Here is a 17,007-nt window from a genome sequence, read left to right as displayed (position 1 = left end):
GTTTTAAATTATATTAACCAGTATTATTAGATTCCAACAACACCTAAAACATAAACTTGTCACCACCATTTTTACCGATCTATCACACAAAACAACGCTATTGATGATTAATCACTCAATCTAACAATGAAACCTTATTTTGATGAACAAAAATCATTATCGATTACAGTAGTTTGTGATAGCCTAATTAAATACTTATAAATATAACGAGCAAACACCATGAAAATTTTCAGTAACTTCGAAAGCGGTAGCATCAATGTTGTTAAAGCTGATAGCAAAGACGACATTCAACTGAGCATTCCTAACGATAACCAATCTGAACTTCATCAGTGGTTTCACTTCCGTTTAGAATCAGAAGCTCAACAACCTCATACTATTAAGTTATTAGATCTGGCTAACTCAGCCTACCCTGAAGGTTGGAATGGCTATGATGTTGTGGCCTCTTATGATCGTGAAGAGTGGTTCCGTATCCCTTCAGAGTTTGATGGTGACACATTAACGTTCACTGTTATTCCTGAAAATGAATCAATGTACTTCGCTTACTTTGCACCGTACAGTTACGATCGTCATCAAGATCTATTGCATCTTGCGCAAAGCCATTACAACTGTCGCCTAGAAACATTAGGTCATACGCTTGATAATCGCGATGTGAGCCTATTAGTAATTGGTGATGAAGACGCAGTAGATAACGAAGAAGCACCAAAGAAAAAAATCTGGGTAATTGCACGTCAACACCCAGGCGAGACTATGGCAGAATGGTTTGTTGAAGGCTTAGTACAACGCTTGTTGGATGAAACTGACACTGTGGGTCGTGCCCTATTAAACAAAGCGGTATTCTATGTTGTACCTAACATGAATCCAGATGGCAGCGCACGTGGTCACCTACGCTTAAATGCCATTGGTGTGAACCTTAACCGTGAGTGGCAAACACCATCACTAGAAAACAGCCCTGAAGTTTTCTATGTACGTGAGAAAATGCTAGCAACTGGCATAGATATGTTCCTTGATATCCACGGTGATGAAGCAATTCCATTTAACTTTGTTGCGGGTTCTGAAGGTATTCCATCATACGATGCGCGCCTTGAAAATCTTGAAAATAAATTCAAACAAGCGTTATTAACAGTAACGCCAGAGTTCCAAGACGAACACGGCTACGGCAAAGATAAGCCAGGCGAAGCTAACCTAACAGTGGCATCAAACTGGGTTGGCGAGCAATTCAACTGCTTGTCTTACACTGTTGAAATGCCATTTAAAGATCATAATAAACATCCAGATAGCCTATACGGCTGGTCTCCAGAGCGTAGTATTGGTTTTGGTCATGACACCCTAGCAGCAGTACTTGCTGTTACTGATGATCTTCGTTAATACTGATTATTGATAGGTATAAAATTAGCGGCTGCCTTTGGGTGGTCGTTTTTTATTTGCTCATATAAACAACAAAATAAAAGTATTAAATTGGTACTATAAAACGTCTTTAGAGAAAAAACTCACAAGGGGCGATAACTAAATATTCATATGATTAATTTTATTTACTTCAGCTATCTTCTCGCCATCCCAAATCATTTCCAGAAGATTCGATTGCACAACATCATGAACAGGCTTTGGCGTAAACAGCGCCCAACAGATGCCCAACTCTGAACGTACTGAGGGATATTTTACCGCTTGGCAGTTATCTTTCTTTAATTCACGCGCTAATTGCTGTGAAGCAACATAAGAATTAAGGTTAAGTATGTCATCATCCTTATGTGTCACTTCATGGCAAGATTCTAGATTATAGCTAACAATTAAATTTCTAAATACGAAGCGATCATATTCTAAGCCTTCAATATTCGACCAATACTTTTCTTGATGATATTTAACTTCTAATGCGGCAGTCTCTTCACTTAATGCGATATACAACGCGCCAAAATACCCATCGTTAAATCGACCACCATTAGGATTAATATGTGTAAATGGGGCAACCGCATAACTACGCCCACGTTCGCAGTGAAATGGAATCTCTGATGTATTGATTAATGATATATTTCCCACTTCATCACGTAACCGAGGATTTGTCATTGCTTGAATTGCATATAACATCTCAAATTCTTCAGGACTCGCCACATCATCAAATAGATTAATCGTAGGATATTTAGTATTAATTAATCGATGGCCTTTCATCATTAACTGGCTATCTTCTATCCCCATAGCCCACCTCTCAACGCATCAACACGCCGTGCAACTTCATATAAATCACCAAACTTTCCTGATTCAATAATTTCCAGCGGTGAACGCCCTGAAAAATAATCATTGTTATTTTTCATCCCCATAAAATTACTAATATTAACTGGGTTACTAAATACAATACGCAATGCTTGATGCATATTTAATAGATAGCTGACACGTTCTAGTTGATCATCACTTAATTTGGTTGTTTCAGGCGTCGCTTTAAATTTATGATATGACGATTTTGACAGCTTTAAAATATGTTGGCTTTGCTGGGCAGTGCATCCCCATGCCGATAAAATATTATCGGCAGCTTTAAACCCAGCCATTGCTAATGCTTTAGCATCAAAACCGCTCTCTTTGGCTAAACTCATAATAAAATCCTCAAATGGAGCTTTATTATAATTTAGTCCAGATATGGACTAATGTAAATGATTTTAATACAACGATAATTGGATGCACTATTTTGAAAAAACGCATTTCCACCACCCAAAAAAACATAGGACACCCATATCTTTTCTTGAAAATTTCAGCACGCTGTAAGTAGATTCCCTATCGCCCTCACGGGCATTCACTGTAGAGAATAACGGTTAGTTATTAACTACCATATCGATACAATTTCATGGGTGTCCTATGTTTCTATTACACCCAAGTAGCCTACAGTTAATACTGCTGTTTGGTAAGTTTAAATAAAAACGGCCACCTAAAAAGATGGCCGTTTTTATTTAAAGCTAGATGGTTAGATAATAATTTATATGGTTCTATATTTTTTCTATTTATAATATCCGTAATAATTACTTTTCTAGTACTTTGAATAGATGTCGTCGACTCGGTAAATATTTAAATCTATTATAGAAAATAATTATCCAAGTATTAAAAAGCAAACATAAATAGATATCTTTTAATTAACAATTTAACTTTTAAATATAGATAATAATTTTATATAATACGAACCAATTTTCTTTTTAACTTTATCTGAAGAAGTAAATATTGATAAAATCAAAGATACCAAAAAGAATGGCCATAAATTTGAATATAAATCATCATTAGACATAAATAAAGAAATAAGAATCATGAATATAGATAAAAATAATACAATTGATAAAAGATAAGAACCAATATTTATTTTTACATCTTTAAAACTAACTATTGAAAATTGATTAGACTTCAACGGTTTCATTATTGGTTTTTTAATATCATTAAGACTATTAATTTTACATAATCCATTCCAAATTTGAGAACTAAATGTCCCAGAAATTGATGGAATTTCACCAACGATAAAGCTTTTTATTGCATCAAGATCAAATGGAATAGAAGATAAATATCTACATTTAAAACTCACTGCTCCATTGCGCATAATTACAGACGGATCATCAAATACTTTATTAATGAAAAATCCAGTTATTTTATCTGATATACCGTTATCATAAAGAACATCAACTAAATATTGTGTTGCTTGAAATGATGTAGTATCAGTTTCAGCAACAATAATAATATCATCAGCAGACCTACATACAGTTATAGATTCTTCATCAATACCACCACGACAATCTATAACAATATAATCAAATATATTTTTTTCTTTAATTATTGTTAAAAAATCATCAAAGTATTCATGAAAAAAATTCTGCCCTCCAGATTCTTTATAACGCCTATGGTCTCCAACACCAATAAATGAAGTATTCTTGTAAGAATTTAAATTTTCAATTATATCTTCAGAATCAAGAGATGTGGATTTTTTATTAGAAAATATATTAGTCAAGCCTACACTAATATTTGATACTTCATTCAATCCTAAATAATATGTAAGTCCTGCCGTACCAAAGTCAGCATCAATTAATAAAACTGATTTCCCTGATTCATCTAAAATACTAGCGATTGTAGATGTAAGCATCGTTTTACCACTACCGCCTTTACCACTAACAATAGCTAACACCTTACAAGATGTACTTTTATCCTTACACATATTCATCCCTTAATACCTTTATCTTTTAGTTCTATAATTCGTTGCTCGTATTCATTTTTATTTTCAATAAAGCTTGAACCATTTTTCATACTAAAAGTATAATGAATCACAAAAAAAATAGCAGTCCATAATACCGTCAAAAAGGCACCAAAGAAACAAATAGATTGGAATTGACCAGGATCAATGCCAAAATTAATTTTAACTAAAGCATAAACTTTTTGACCAGCAAATACTCCTAATATAAATGTAGTTATGATAAAACCAGCGAAACCTAAAATAACCTCATTACCTGTAGATTGAATCTTTAAGATCTTTAGATTAATTTTAAACAACTGTTCAGATGCAACAGATAACGCAATAGGCTGAGCTAGAAGCTTTCCAGATACAATAACTGAAATAGGTAATAATATTACCCAAGAAAAAACACCTTTGACTAATTCGCTCAGCTCAGAAAACTGATCCATACAAATCCCTAAAAAAAGTCAATAATTAAATTAATGACGATTTTATCACAAACATTTCCTTTAAACATCAGATAATTAGATGGTAAAATCTTTCATATAACCGCTTATCCTATTTTACTTATATCTATATTTATATCTAATTAAAAACACAGGACACCCATATCTTCACTCTTTAATATCCCAACACGTAGGGACTAGATTCCCTATCGCCCTCGCGGGCATTCACTGTAGGGAATGACGGAGGTTGGCACAGTATTTTCTATTTAAAATAATGGATAACAATCAAACTTATGGCTGTCCCATCTTTTTATCTTTAAGCACACACCATTGATTTCAGGTGCAAGGTGTTGAGAAATAGCCTTGGGTCGGCAATCTTATTTAATATTGATTGGGGCGGTAAGCAATCATCATCAACGTAATCGACATAATCAGCTGCTGAGTCAAAGATCAAAATATCCAATGCTAAACGATCTAAGCCGTATAAGCCTCGGTGGATCATATCAGCTGAAAACACTAACAAGTCACCCGCTGCTAACCCAATTTGTTTACCGCCAGAGATGCTATCATTGCTGACTTTACCATTTTCTTCTTGGCGAACATTGTGCTCTTCTTCGTTGTCCCATCGCTTGTGCGTACCGGGGATGATTTCCATGCCAAGTTCATCAAATAAAGGCACTCGAAGATGTAACACTTGCGTTTCTAATATGACTTTCATTTGGTCTTCAAGATCATAGTCATATTGACAGTCACGATGCCAAAAGTCTTTTTGTTGCGGATTTACGGGGTTGAAAAACAGTTGTGTATTCATAAATGCAGGATTTTCAGGTATCACTGCATCAACAACGTCCATGATCTTTTTTGAGCTGATAAAGTCAAAAAGTACCGTTCTATCATCGATGGGTAGATATTCGCTGCCCGTAATTAAAGACGAGTTAAATGCTTCTTCATGATAAAACTCTGTGTTGTCTGCTTTCCACAATTCATGGAACTTTAGCACCACTTTTCTAAGTAATGAAATCTGAGCTTCGTCGAAATAATTTCTAATCACAAAGTAACCATGTTCATCATAACGGTTACTTAATTGCTGGCTGTTTTCTATCACTGACTACCTTCACACTCTCGGTACCGTTTACTGACGACGGTATTCTTGGGCGCATAATGCCAGACTGGTGGTATTCAACCAAGTAATAAAATCATCATTAAAAAATACAGGACACCCATATCTTTATTCTTTAAGATTTCCACACACAGTGAGTAGATTCCCTATCGCCCTCGCAGGTATTCACAGCAAATAATAACGGTATTATTACCCGTCATATTTAGCGTAATTTTATGGGTGTCCTATCTTTTGTTGTTTGTATCTTTTGTTAAAAATTAAAGATGTAACCACGATCTTCTAAACGCTTTTTGCTTTTTGCTAAACGAGGCCAAAGCGCATATTGTTCAACACCAAATGGGTTTTCACTCTTATCGTCATTATCAACGAATTCCTGAACGTTCAGGATATACACGCGAGTCTGTTTGATAAACATCGATGATTTAGTCGCTAATGAGCCTTCTGACTCTGGACGTGAAATAATTTCTGGCTTTAGTGTGTAAAAATCTGTTGGGTTGTTCATGATCTTATAAACCTATTGTTATGGATAGCGTGCTATTTCAATTTACCTATAATGCGAAATATATCACGTCAGTATGAGAACCCACTGACAATATTGATATATCGTAAAAATAGCGTTATCAGTGAGAAAAACAGGTGCTATATCGCAGTTAATCTAAGCATTGTTTAGCTTTCGTTACTATACTTTATAAACATAACAGCAAACGGCCACCTAAAGAGGTAGCCGTTTGTTAGTGTCATCTAATAAATAACAGATAAATTAACACATCTAATTATTTTAGATTCTGTTCAATCAACACTTTTGTATTATCTAACCACTCATAGCGTCGACGATACATTGCACGTTTAGGGCGTGAAATATCTTCAGGATTACGGCGAATATCTTCAAGCGTTAATTGATATAAATGCTCATCAAACTCAGTTGCACCTAATGCTAACCAATGCTTATCGTAATCCATCTTGATTTTGCCGGTAGCGTAACGCTTTGCTGAATAAGTATGGGCACTATTCTTTATAGCAAGCAGTGTGTCTACCTGCCAAACATTTGCGAGCAGTGTGACCATTTTAATCATTAAATCTTTTGGACGTTGTCCGAATAATGCTTTAGTCAGTAATTTTATTTTTTGGTTATTTTCAGGGCTACTCGCAGGGCCTTGTAAACCACCAATCACTAATTGACGCTTCCCTTTTACTTCTCGAATCGCAAATGTCAGGGTATAAAAGTTTTCATCCGCATCATTAAAGAGCGTTAAACTCATATCACCCTCTTTTTGATAACGAGCATAGAATGTCAATTTAAAACAATAATCGACATCATCAACAGTAAAGTTACACAGTGTTAATCCATAACGATCTTTATAAATAGCGTCACGAATATGTGCTGGTAATTGAGAGACAAACTTAAAATGCTCTACAACAAATTTTGCCCGTTCAGTCGCATTTGTTCCATAAATCACATAGGGACGAAATGGTTTTTCTAAAAAACGAGGGTTACGTTGACATAAAGTATCTAGCAAAGAAGGATCAATTTCAGAAGTGATATGCTGGAAAGCTTTATGATAGAACATTGCGCGAAGAATAAATTTCACTCTATAACGCCATAATGGTGAGTATTTTTTAGCTTGGCTATCTGGATAAATAATTTTTGCGTGGTTACTAAGAGATATATTTGACTTTATCACGCCGTTAATTCTTATGTGGCATATTGAATATGCTATTATCAATTAGTAATATTTTTTATCAACACATTTATTCTTTACGACGATTGCACGATTAATCTGCACGCAAAACGCTCGACATTACAACAATAAGAGCAATTGATTTTATATAATTTGCTATTTATATGCTAAAAATCGATATAATCAAGTCACTATACCTGTAATCGGCATGATTAATTCACTATTGCCATGGTATAATGACAAAATAATGTTTTTATTTTTGGTTATTTATATGGCTGAGCAACTTCATTTCCCAAAACTACATCGCTTAATTCACTGGCTATTAGCATTTTCTATTCTTTTTATTTTATTAACTATTTTTTTACGTTCGACGTGGATGGATAAAACACATATAGCTGCTATTATCCAATCTGGATTTAACAGTGACAGTCTTTCCATTACACAACAACAAGCAATTACAATAGCTAAATCAATCCGTAATGAAATGTTCCAATGGCACTATATTGTAGGTTATTTCGTCGGTGTACTCGTATTTCTACGCGTATATTATTCTAAAAAAGTGGGGCTTTTTATGCCTAACCCATTTAAAAAGAATAGCTTACATGACCGTCTTCAAGGGTTGTTATATATAGCATTCTATTTATTCTTAGCGAGTATTGTAATAACAGGATTAGTCATTCACTTCTTAGGTCACGACTTTATTTTATACGCACAATGCAAAACATTTCATAAACTATCATGGTGGGGTATTTTAGGCTTTATGCTAATCCATATTGGTGGCGTTATTTTTGCTAATGGTCGTGATAATAAAGATACAATTACAAAAATGATTAATGGCTAAAATATATTAAAAAATACAACAAATAATAACAATAAAAAGCTGAGTTATTTAAATACTCAGCTTTTTATTTTTAGTCATAAATAACCATGCTAACTTATTTGTTATTCTTAGGCGTACCAACAACAAGTCCAAGAATAATACCGTAAACCATATGTCCCATTAAAGCGACCATTGACATTGGCATGCTGTGGAAGAATATACCTTTACCAGCCATTGGCATTACAACTAACATCGCACCAAGGTAAATTGGAATTAAGAATAATAGACCACGTAACCAACCAGAACCGGGTAAACGACTATAACCAATTAATAGATAACCAATTGGGAATACAATTGTACCTACCATGAAGTGCATCATCAGGCCAACAGTGTCAGAAGTTCCTAACATATGAGCAATAATCGCGGCAACATTCATTGAATGCCCAATAAGATGCGGCGCAATAAATTTACCCATTAAAGTAAATGCTAATGTACCTAAAAAACCACCAATCAGTGCTTTTACGATATTACTTGTACTTACGTTGTCTTTAAACATACTGTGACCTAAAGAAGTTATTGAATATTTTTCTAGAATAGACATTCCCCTTACTAGAAGGTCAACAAAATTATGCGTTTAAAAGAATAAAAATGTCATTACGCATCTCAATCCCACAATAATAAATATGAGAAAATCAATATTCTTACCCTCTGAGAGAATAAACAATGAAATGTTCTGTCTTTATCATTACCAGTGTTGACGGATTTATTGCAAGAAAAAAAGGTTCAGTTGATTGGCGACAAACTGCGGGTAATTTAACGACTCAAGTTAGACCAACTTCACCCATTTAATGTAATTGTAGTAAATATTTCATTGCCTGTTTCACAAAACATCACATTTTCTAACGGCTTTTTCATGTTTATAGTGTAACTATGCACTGTCTTTTTTTTATGGTGTCTATCTATAGTGATAATTGAATTTTTAAGAAACCCTAAAAATACGGGTTCTGTTATATCAAGCAGTCAATTTTTAGTTCAAGAGATGATTTCACATATATCGCCAGAAAATACTATTATTGAATTAGGTGCAGGCTCCGGAGTGATCACTCGTAAACTTGCTGAAATTCAATCGGTTGATACTATTTACACTTATGAAAATAACCCTATTTTTCATAAGTCACTAATAAAAATAGATAAGACTATTTGTGTCTCGGATCTTTTTACTATGAAAGACAGGCATCAACACCAAAAAGTTAAAACGATTATTTCAAGCATCCCTTTTGTCAATTTTTCAACGGAGACAAAAGCAAAGGCGCTAAATGATATAAGTACCGTTTTAGAACATGGTGGCAAACTGATTCAATATACTTATTTAAATCGTTGTCCATTTGGTGCAGATAATCTTCGCGAAAATAAGCTGATGCAAACCAACATGAAAAAGGTATGGCTTAATTTCCCCCCTGCTACGGTTTTTGTTTACGAAAAAAACAATAATTTGTAATATCCCACCCTATAAATTTAAAGGCTATCAATCATAGATAGCCTTTATTTAAAAATGTCTTACACCGTTTTTATCTTATGATTTATGTGCGTAATCGATAATTGTCTTTCGATATAAATCTAATAGTTGTGCAGCATCAACACTGATACCCACGGCTTGGGCTGGCATTGATGACCATTCATCAGTTTGATAACGTCTTTGATCTAGTTTCTGAAGTGTCATACCGCTCGCTGCCCCGTCACAAACAACACGCACAGGCCCTTTTCTTGTCGTAAATAACGCAGAATTAATCACATAAGCAATCGCAGATGGATCGTGTACATGACAGCCATTAAGCCCCACTTTCTCTGAATAGAAACGTAAGTAATAACGGCTGATATCAAAAATAAACTCACCCACATCAGCAGCATCATTGCGTAATTGTTCTAGATAATGCGCACTAAAGAAGCTTTCCTCTGTCACATCAAGCCCAATAATAGTAACTGGCCAAGGTGCACAAAACACAATATCAGCAGCATGAGGATCGTCATGAATATTCGCTTCGGCATAAGGTGTGACATTACCGCGATGATCATTCTCGCCAAATGCGCCCCCCATAATTACAACTTGAGCCACTAATTGTGCGATTTCTGGTGCTGCTTGTAAGGCTAAAGCAAAGTTTGTTAATGGACCAACAGCCACCAGCGTAATTTCGTGAGGATAAGCTTTTACAGTATCAATAATATATTGATACGCTGGTCGTGGATCTGGGTGGCCAACAAAATCATCAGGCACATGAAAGTCACCTAAACCTGTGACGCCATGAACAACTTCAGTAGGGCCAACAGGATCACGAACTAACGGTTGACTCGCACCCTGAGCAATATCTGCCGTCATCTTAAATCGTTGTTTAAGATACAACGCATTACGGGTACCATTCTCAATAGTCGCATTACCGAAAACAGTCGTAAGTGCCATTAATTCTATATCAGGATGTGCTTCAGCAAATAAAATTGCCATTGCATCATCAATACCAGGATCAGTGTCTAATATAATTTTCTTTGCCATGATTTATTCTATCCGCTCTTTTTTATTAACCACTACAGATTGATGCGATAGGATAAATGACTACCAATATTGTTACTGTGATAGTTGTAGATAAATAACTATGGCTTTCTTTTTTAACAACAGTTAGTTATATTTCGATAATAACAGAAATAAATACCATAATAAAAGGTTAGCTTTACTATGACGTGTCATCAAATAGATATTAATCAAATTGCCAAATCCCTTAAAGAATTAGGCCATCCAACCCGTTTAGCTATTTTTAAACGCGTCATTAAAGCAGGCTACCAAGGTATTGCGGTCGGGGATATTCAACAACAACTGGCTATTCCAGGCTCAACCCTTTCCCACCATATTTCTAGCCTTGCTTCGGCGGGATTACTCACTCAACGTCGTGAAGGACGTACACTCTTTTGTGTCGCACACTATGATGCGTTAACCAGTGTCATCAGTTTTTTACAAGATGAATGTTGTATTGACGAACAACAATAGTAAATAAAATCTTAATTTTCAATATCTTAATTATTTTACACTTTCCTTAATAGATATATTTCCATAATTATAGAAATATATTTTTGACAACACTCTCGTTTACCTTTATATTTCGACAATACTAGAAATATAGAGAATAAATATGTTTACAATAACATCCGAAATGATAACCAATACCTTACAAATGTTTGGTTTTCTTGCCGTTGAACTTACCGTACTATTTCTTGCGATTAGTTACCTAGTCGGCATATTACAGGTGTATATTCCACCCGCTAAAATTCAAGCCATTCTTAGCGGTAAAAATGGTAAAGGTTATTTCATTGCAGGCTTACTTGGCGCTATTACTCCTTTTTGTTCATGTTCAACCATTCCATTTTTAAAAGGATTACTACGAGCAAAAGCAGGATTTGGCACCATGATGGTGTTTTTGTTTGCCAGCCCACTGCTTAATCCCATCATTATTGGTTTATTTGCGGTAACATTTGGTATAAAAGTCACCGTGTTTTACTTTGTAATCGCGATGGGTGTATCTATTATTGCAGGGTATTTACTGGAAAAATTAGGTTTTGAAAAATACATCAAAGCAGAAGCCTATAGTGATCCTAAACCATCATGTTGTGGATCAAGCTGTAATTCGACACCAAAACCAATCAATAAATGGCTTCAAATTTGGCAAACAACATGGGTTGATTTTAAAAAAGTATTACCCTATTTAATTGGTGGTATTGCATTAGGTTCAATGATTTATGGCTTTATGCCAACAGAATTTGTGGCTAAAGTTGCCAATGAAAATAATCCCTTTTCGATCCCTATTGCAGCCATCATTGGTATTCCACTTTATATTCGTGCAGAAGCCGTTATTCCATTAAGTGCTGCATTAGCCGCAAAAGGCATGGGATTAGGCGCGGTAATGGCTTTGATCATTGGTAGTGCGGGCGCAAGTTTAACCGAGGTGATCTTACTTAAATCAATTTTTAAGAATCAAATGATTATCGCATTCTTAGTGGTAATTCTTGGCATGGCTATCGGTGCTGGATATCTGTATCAATTTATATTTTAACTTACACAATAAATAAAAATCCCTCAGCGTAAATAGCTGAGGGTTTTGATTAATTAATGTTCATATTGTATTAACGGTAACTATATTGACCAAGATTACTTGAGAATGTCCAATGGTTACCATTTGACCATTGAATGCCAACAACTTGAGTACATTGCCCACCAGCATTTACAAAACCAGCGCCATAAAAACCACTGCGAGCTACGCTACATAAATTAGCATCACTGCCTTCAACCGCTTTTACTCGTTAACCAACTTGTTTGGGATTATTTAAAGACATCCACTCAAATTGATTAACGACTGATAATAACGGTTGCTCACCTTGAGTATCTTTAACTCAATATCACGCCTACACTTAACAACACCATTACCATTGCCGTTAGGAATCCTAACAGTGGTCCAATAAAGCGTAACCATGTTGAGTAACCAATACGCCCAATCGCCAAGCCCCCCATTACAACACCCGATGTTGGCGTTACTAAATTAGGCAAACCAGAAGCAGATTGAAAAGCCGTGACAACCAACTCACGACCAACCCCTGCAAAATCAGCCAATGGCGCTAAAATTGGCATCGATAATACAGCTAATCCTGAAGATGACGGCACCACTAAACACAAGACAGCTTCAATCCAGTAAATAGCGTTAATAAATAAGATTTGTGGCAAACCAACTAATAATCCTTCCGCGAAATTTAAAATAGTATGAGTGATATTACCGTCGTCCATCACTACCACTAACCCACGAGCAATAGCAATAATTAACGCGACACCTAATAAATCTCGCGCACCATTAATAAAGCTATCGGTGATTTCAACTTCAGATAATTTACCCACTAAACCTGCAACAATACTTGAACCAATAAATAATGCAGAAAGCTCAGCCATCCACCAGCCTTGGGATGCAACACCCCACATCATAATCGCAAAGGTTAATCCAAAAATAGTTAATACAATTTTACGGGTTAAGGTGAGTTCTGGTGCGCTTTCACCACGACCATGTAAAAAGTATTCTCTATTCGCTTCACCTTGCTCTGCAACTAAAGATTGCGATGGATCGCGTTTTACTTTATCAGCATAACGCATCACATAAATCACACATGCAAGCCAGCCAATAATGAGAATAGCCAGTCGTAGCCAGATACCATCAACAAAGTTAATTTCAGCAGCATTAGAGGCAATCACCGTAGCAAAAGGGTTAATGGTAGAGCCTAAACACCCAATTCCGGCACCCACCATAATAATCGCAACCCCCACAATGGAATCATAACCCGCAGCAATCATCACGGGAATCAGTAAGGCATAAAATGGAATTGTCTCTTCCGCCATACCATATACAGTGCCACCTAGCGCAAATAACCCCATTAAAATAGGGATCATCCAACGCTCTTTGCCCCCTAAGCGTGCCATGGTTTTCGCAATACCCGCATCAATTGCACCCGTTTGAGTAACCACAGCAAGATAACCGCCAATCACAAGTACAAATAAAGCGACATCAACCGCTCGCGCCATATAATTGGCCGGATCATAAAACCCTTGAATCGGTGCCATTAATATATCAAGAAAGCCTTGAGGATTTGCGTCAACGGTTTGGTAAGAACCAACCAACGGCACCATCTTACCCAAGGTTTCATTATTCACCATTTGATACTGACCCGCAGGGATCAACCATGTTAATGCAGCCATTAAGACGGTAAGTAACATTAAAATTGTGTAGGCTGAAGGAAATTTAAGCGTTTTCATACAGATATCCTTAAATTATTGGGACGCTATTCCCAGCGTCCCATTTAGAGATGGTTAGGCCATCTTCTTGTTATGCAACGAAAGCCATCATGTCAGCAGTTAGCATTCCATCGAGCCCCATTTGCTTTAATGTACGACCATCTTTAAAATAATCAGCATTGTTATAGGCATTATCAATATGTAAACAAGCGGTAATAATCGGTGTTTCAACGCCTGTTAATTGCGCAAATTCATAACATGGAACCAATAAGTAAGCGGCATCTTCAGTGATATAACGGTTACTTGAAGAATTAGGTGCACTGTTTAACTTACCATGCGTTTCTGAGGTACGATTAACGTCGTAAACTGTTTTACACTCCATGTCATATAGCGCATTCATCGCCTCTAATTCAGTCTTTAAATTCAAGCCCAATGCTTGACCAATGGCTAATCGCTCAGCTTCCATTACCGCGGCAGCGCGCGCCGTAGATACTGAACAGCAGTCTTTGTAATAGTTAAATTGGCCGTCAAAGTTTTCCAGTAGCCCCATACTTAAAGTAGTAAGCAATGGATGGCCGCCAAAGTTAATATTTTCTAATCCCGCCATAATTACATTGTCTAAAGCTGTTAATGGTAATGGCATCAATGGTTGTAAACGAGTAATTGCAGCTTGTGTGCGACAGCCCGGAAAAGCCGCAACAGGAAGGTGCGTTTTCATACCTAAAATAGCCAACTCAGCAGGACCAACAATACGTGTCGCCCATGGAATAGAAATCGCATCAACGAAGGTAATGTCGACATCTTGATAGCCTTCATCACACTTAATTTTATTTAACACCAATGACCCATAATTACCCGGCATTAACATGATTAACTGTCCGCTTTTTAAATGCGGTAACATTGAGCGAAACAAAGGTTCTTGAGCAAAAGAAGGCACAGGTAAAATCAATATATCAGCGTAATCAACTGCTTTTTTTAAGTCACGAGTGATCGTATCAATAGCTTGAAAGCCTGCAAAAGATAATTCAACGTCATTACAAGAGGCTAATGCCGTGATCCCACCTTGTGCTTCTATGTCTGCGAGTGGTTGATCAAATCCTTTTGCGCCATATAAACACACCTCTGCACCTTGTAATGTCAGATGATATGCTGCTGTCAGCCCTGCGTTACCTGATCCAATAATAGAAACACGCGTTGTCATAATTATTCCTTAAGATGATGTTATAAGACAAAATCACATTAAGAAAAATGGCGAACAAAAAATAATACTATAACCTAAACAGGCTATGTCTTTAGGTTATAACCTAACCAGAAAAACAATATAAATATATTAAATACAAAAAGTTACACTAACGGCCATCAAAATCATGATCATCACTGTAATGTGATCTGTTCCTCTTTAGCATTATAACAAGCTATGCATAGGCCCTATTTTTAGATAAATATCCATCTTATCGGCGGTTAACATAAACTGTTCAATAAACCGTTCAGCATGACGGTGGATCGGTCTTAACCCTGGATACAAAATAGTAAACTCAAACGGTAAATTAAAGGCTAATGGACGCATCACGACATCACGTCTTTCATTGGCTAAATATGCAGTAAATGGATCAGTAATGGCGATCCCCACCCCTTCAGCCACTAGAGCAGCAGCAGTACTGGCTAATGAGACCTCAATTTGTTTATTCATCTTAATGTCGTGACGGCGTAATAAATTATCAATACAGCGCTGAATCATGTCTTTTTCATGCCGTATCACACATTCATTACTGAGATCTGTCACTGAGATTATTGTCTTACATGCTAATGGTGAAGATGCAGGAATTAATGCAACACACTCACATGTCACCGTCTGGCTATTGACCCCTGCAATATTTTCAGTCGTAAATGCAAACCCAATATCTGTCGTTTGTGCTTGAATTTGGCGCACAACATCTTCAGAACGAAAAGTCTTTAGACCAATTTTAGTTTGACAATTATGTTGTAAAAAATTGGCTAATATACGAGGTAAAAAAGCATGAGAAAGAACAGGCATAGCCGCAATTGTTAATGATCCTAAATGATGAGTTCGAATTGCTTCAGCTGCGCTATCTAACCCATTCACAGCATCCAAAACTTTGGCGACCTCTAAATAAAAAGCTTGACCTTCCTCACTTAATATCAGTCGACTACGTTGACGAATAAACAACTTAAATTTTAATTGTTCTTCTAAACTGGATAATAAACGGCTTACCGCCGGTTGACTAATATTCAATAACTCTGCCGCTGCAGTAACAGTTTGACATTCAACAACAGCACGAAAAGCATGTAGATAAGATAACTTCATAAGCATTGAAACACATATAAATAACAGTACATCATAATAAACATTATTGTTAATAAAAACATTGAGGTGTAAAGCAAACTGGCGATTCAAATCGTGACTAGTATAAAAAACGCAATTCGATTACACTCTAGCCACATAAATTAGTGCTTATTTTGTTATTTTAAAAGGAATCATTCATGGGATTTTTTAATGCTATCTTAGGTAATGCTGGCGAGATGGATCTTGCAGATGCAACTGAAGAATTATCAACGATTCTTGGTCAAGGTGAGCACATCGAATTAGCTTATAAACTTGTTCGAGATATGATTATTTTAACCGATCGTCGTTTAATTTTGATTGATAAACAAGGTATGACAGGAAGAAAAGTGGAATACCGCTCAATACCTTATAAATCAATTACTATGTACACAGTTGAGACAACAGGTCATTTTGATTTAGATGCAGAATTAAAACTGTGGATTTCAGGCCAACATGAGCCAATGACACTTGAATTTAACGGTTCAACCAATGTTTATGCCTTACAAGGTCTATTAGCCGCTAAAATTGCAGGTAAATAAACCTTTATTGGGGATAAAAACAAAGGGCGCAATATTATGCGCCCTTCTGTTATGACTGATA

Annotated in this window: 19 protein-coding genes; 7 read left to right on the top strand and 12 right to left on the bottom strand. The window is 36.0% G+C overall.

All coding sequences use genetic code 11. The annotated features are described in order from the left end of the window. Positions 1-219 precede the first annotated feature (219 nt). Positions 220-1,365 carry a M14 family metallopeptidase gene (locus CIK00_RS04095; RefSeq protein WP_101767662.1) on the top strand — a complete coding sequence of 382 codons (1,146 nt, stop codon included), beginning with the start codon at positions 220-222 and terminating at the stop codon, positions 1,363-1,365. 138 nt (positions 1,366-1,503) lie between these two features. On the opposite strand, the gene CIK00_RS04090 is transcribed toward CIK00_RS04095, so the two are convergent. From CIK00_RS04090 to CIK00_RS04060, 7 genes are all read right to left on the bottom strand, one after another. Further along, positions 1,504-2,187 (bottom strand): RES family NAD+ phosphorylase, encoded by a 684-nt coding sequence (locus tag CIK00_RS04090; protein ID WP_101767661.1) that lies wholly within the window; start codon positions 2,185-2,187, stop codon positions 1,504-1,506. Continuing rightward, the gene (locus CIK00_RS04085; protein WP_101767660.1) at positions 2,178-2,579 is read right to left on the bottom strand and encodes an MbcA/ParS/Xre antitoxin family protein; all 402 of its coding nucleotides are present in this window, start codon (positions 2,577-2,579) and stop codon (positions 2,178-2,180) included. The genes CIK00_RS04090 and CIK00_RS04085 overlap by 10 nt, the downstream gene beginning before the upstream one ends. Positions 2,580-3,118: 539 nt before the next feature. Beyond that, on the bottom strand, positions 3,119-4,171 hold the full coding sequence (locus tag CIK00_RS04080; protein ID WP_167388513.1) for a ParA family protein: 1,053 nt from the start codon (positions 4,169-4,171) through the stop codon (positions 3,119-3,121). A gap of 2 nt (positions 4,172-4,173) precedes the next feature. Further along, a complete protein-coding gene (locus CIK00_RS04075; protein WP_101767658.1) occupies positions 4,174-4,635 on the bottom strand; it encodes a hypothetical protein in 462 nt (153 codons plus the stop codon). A gap of 313 nt (positions 4,636-4,948) precedes the next feature. Then, positions 4,949-5,737 (bottom strand): phytanoyl-CoA dioxygenase family protein, encoded by a 789-nt coding sequence (locus CIK00_RS04070; RefSeq protein WP_101767657.1) that lies wholly within the window; start codon positions 5,735-5,737, stop codon positions 4,949-4,951. A gap of 265 nt (positions 5,738-6,002) precedes the next feature. Next, positions 6,003-6,254, bottom strand: coding sequence for a hypothetical protein (locus tag CIK00_RS04065; RefSeq protein WP_101767656.1), 252 nt, complete (start codon positions 6,252-6,254; stop codon positions 6,003-6,005). Between the two features lie 271 nt (positions 6,255-6,525). Next, positions 6,526-7,431, bottom strand: coding sequence for a VirK/YbjX family protein (locus CIK00_RS04060; RefSeq protein ID WP_101767831.1), 906 nt, complete (start codon positions 7,429-7,431; stop codon positions 6,526-6,528). A 271-nt stretch (positions 7,432-7,702) separates the two neighbouring features. On the opposite strand from CIK00_RS04060, the gene CIK00_RS04055 reads away from it, so the two are divergent. After that, complete coding sequence (locus CIK00_RS04055; protein WP_167388512.1) at positions 7,703-8,272, top strand: cytochrome b/b6 domain-containing protein; 570 nt, start codon at positions 7,703-7,705, stop codon at positions 8,270-8,272. A gap of 94 nt (positions 8,273-8,366) precedes the next feature. Here CIK00_RS04055 and CIK00_RS04050 read toward each other — a convergent pair whose 3' ends face one another. Next, positions 8,367-8,852, bottom strand: coding sequence for a DUF6789 family protein (locus CIK00_RS04050; RefSeq protein ID WP_144043148.1), 486 nt, complete (start codon positions 8,850-8,852; stop codon positions 8,367-8,369). A 122-nt stretch (positions 8,853-8,974) separates the two neighbouring features. Between CIK00_RS04050 and CIK00_RS21605 the strand changes: the two genes are divergently transcribed. Both CIK00_RS21605 and CIK00_RS04040 read left to right on the top strand, forming a co-directional pair. Continuing rightward, a complete protein-coding gene (locus CIK00_RS21605; RefSeq protein ID WP_265576741.1) occupies positions 8,975-9,100 on the top strand; it encodes a hypothetical protein in 126 nt (41 codons plus the stop codon). A gap of 115 nt (positions 9,101-9,215) precedes the next feature. Beyond that, positions 9,216-9,749 (top strand): class I SAM-dependent methyltransferase, encoded by a 534-nt coding sequence (locus tag CIK00_RS04040; protein ID WP_045039825.1) that lies wholly within the window; start codon positions 9,216-9,218, stop codon positions 9,747-9,749. A 75-nt stretch (positions 9,750-9,824) separates the two neighbouring features. Here the strand turns inward: CIK00_RS04040 and CIK00_RS04035 are convergent, their stop codons facing one another. Beyond that, positions 9,825-10,796 (bottom strand): nucleoside hydrolase, encoded by a 972-nt coding sequence (locus CIK00_RS04035; protein ID WP_101767653.1) that lies wholly within the window; start codon positions 10,794-10,796, stop codon positions 9,825-9,827. 180 nt (positions 10,797-10,976) lie between these two features. Here CIK00_RS04035 and CIK00_RS04030 point away from each other — a divergent pair, with 180 nt between their 5' ends. Together CIK00_RS04030 and CIK00_RS04025 are read left to right on the top strand one after the other, a co-directional pair. Continuing rightward, positions 10,977-11,285, top strand: coding sequence for an ArsR/SmtB family transcription factor (locus CIK00_RS04030; protein WP_268833467.1), 309 nt, complete (start codon positions 10,977-10,979; stop codon positions 11,283-11,285). Between the two features lie 142 nt (positions 11,286-11,427). Then, positions 11,428-12,345 carry a permease gene (locus CIK00_RS04025; RefSeq protein ID WP_101767652.1) on the top strand — a complete coding sequence of 306 codons (918 nt, stop codon included), beginning with the start codon at positions 11,428-11,430 and terminating at the stop codon, positions 12,343-12,345. 332 nt (positions 12,346-12,677) lie between these two features. Here CIK00_RS04025 and CIK00_RS04020 read toward each other — a convergent pair whose 3' ends face one another. The 3 genes from CIK00_RS04020 to CIK00_RS04010 form a co-directional block, all read right to left on the bottom strand. Next, positions 12,678-14,084, bottom strand: a complete 1,407-nt coding sequence (locus CIK00_RS04020) for a YfcC family protein (RefSeq protein WP_101767651.1) — start codon at positions 14,082-14,084, stop codon at positions 12,678-12,680. 70 nt (positions 14,085-14,154) lie between these two features. Next, positions 14,155-15,264, bottom strand: coding sequence for an NAD/NADP-dependent octopine/nopaline dehydrogenase family protein (locus CIK00_RS04015; RefSeq protein WP_101767650.1), 1,110 nt, complete (start codon positions 15,262-15,264; stop codon positions 14,155-14,157). 204 nt (positions 15,265-15,468) lie between these two features. After that, positions 15,469-16,389 (bottom strand): LysR family transcriptional regulator, encoded by a 921-nt coding sequence (locus CIK00_RS04010; RefSeq protein ID WP_101767829.1) that lies wholly within the window; start codon positions 16,387-16,389, stop codon positions 15,469-15,471. Between the two features lie 176 nt (positions 16,390-16,565). On the opposite strand from CIK00_RS04010, the gene CIK00_RS04005 reads away from it, so the two are divergent. Next, complete coding sequence (locus tag CIK00_RS04005) at positions 16,566-16,946, top strand: PH domain-containing protein (RefSeq protein ID WP_101767649.1); 381 nt, start codon at positions 16,566-16,568, stop codon at positions 16,944-16,946. Positions 16,947-17,007 lie beyond the last annotated feature (61 nt).

The organism is Photobacterium carnosum (assembly GCF_002849605.1).
Taxonomy (GTDB): Bacteria; Pseudomonadota; Gammaproteobacteria; order Enterobacterales; family Vibrionaceae; genus Photobacterium; species Photobacterium carnosum.
This window is presented reverse-complemented; position numbering and strand designations above follow the sequence as displayed.

Excerpts from the sequence above, each read along its gene's own strand:
- CIK00_RS04005 (WP_101767649.1), top strand. The coding sequence starts at position 16,566 with ATGGGATTTTTTAATGCTATCTTAGGTAATGCTGGCGAGATGGATCTT.
- CIK00_RS04035 (WP_101767653.1), bottom strand. The coding sequence starts at position 10,796 with ATGGCAAAGAAAATTATATTAGACACTGATCCTGGTATTGATGATGCA.
- CIK00_RS04055 (WP_167388512.1), top strand. The coding sequence starts at position 7,703 with ATGGCTGAGCAACTTCATTTCCCAAAACTACATCGCTTAATTCACTGG.
- CIK00_RS21605 (WP_265576741.1), top strand. The coding sequence starts at position 8,975 with ATGAAATGTTCTGTCTTTATCATTACCAGTGTTGACGGATTTATTGCA.
- CIK00_RS04090 (WP_101767661.1), bottom strand. The coding sequence starts at position 2,187 with ATGGGGATAGAAGATAGCCAGTTAATGATGAAAGGCCATCGATTAATT.
- CIK00_RS04020 (WP_101767651.1), bottom strand. The coding sequence starts at position 14,084 with ATGAAAACGCTTAAATTTCCTTCAGCCTACACAATTTTAATGTTACTT.
- CIK00_RS04030 (WP_268833467.1), top strand. The coding sequence starts at position 10,977 with ATGACGTGTCATCAAATAGATATTAATCAAATTGCCAAATCCCTTAAA.
- CIK00_RS04010 (WP_101767829.1), bottom strand. The coding sequence starts at position 16,389 with ATGAAGTTATCTTATCTACATGCTTTTCGTGCTGTTGTTGAATGTCAA.
- CIK00_RS04075 (WP_101767658.1), bottom strand. The coding sequence starts at position 4,635 with ATGGATCAGTTTTCTGAGCTGAGCGAATTAGTCAAAGGTGTTTTTTCT.
- CIK00_RS04050 (WP_144043148.1), bottom strand. The coding sequence starts at position 8,852 with ATGTCTATTCTAGAAAAATATTCAATAACTTCTTTAGGTCACAGTATG.
- CIK00_RS04080 (WP_167388513.1), bottom strand. The coding sequence starts at position 4,171 with ATGTGTAAGGATAAAAGTACATCTTGTAAGGTGTTAGCTATTGTTAGT.
- CIK00_RS04025 (WP_101767652.1), top strand. The coding sequence starts at position 11,428 with ATGTTTACAATAACATCCGAAATGATAACCAATACCTTACAAATGTTT.
- CIK00_RS04065 (WP_101767656.1), bottom strand. The coding sequence starts at position 6,254 with ATGAACAACCCAACAGATTTTTACACACTAAAGCCAGAAATTATTTCA.
- CIK00_RS04015 (WP_101767650.1), bottom strand. The coding sequence starts at position 15,264 with ATGACAACGCGTGTTTCTATTATTGGATCAGGTAACGCAGGGCTGACA.
- CIK00_RS04095 (WP_101767662.1), top strand. The coding sequence starts at position 220 with ATGAAAATTTTCAGTAACTTCGAAAGCGGTAGCATCAATGTTGTTAAA.
- CIK00_RS04085 (WP_101767660.1), bottom strand. The coding sequence starts at position 2,579 with ATGAGTTTAGCCAAAGAGAGCGGTTTTGATGCTAAAGCATTAGCAATG.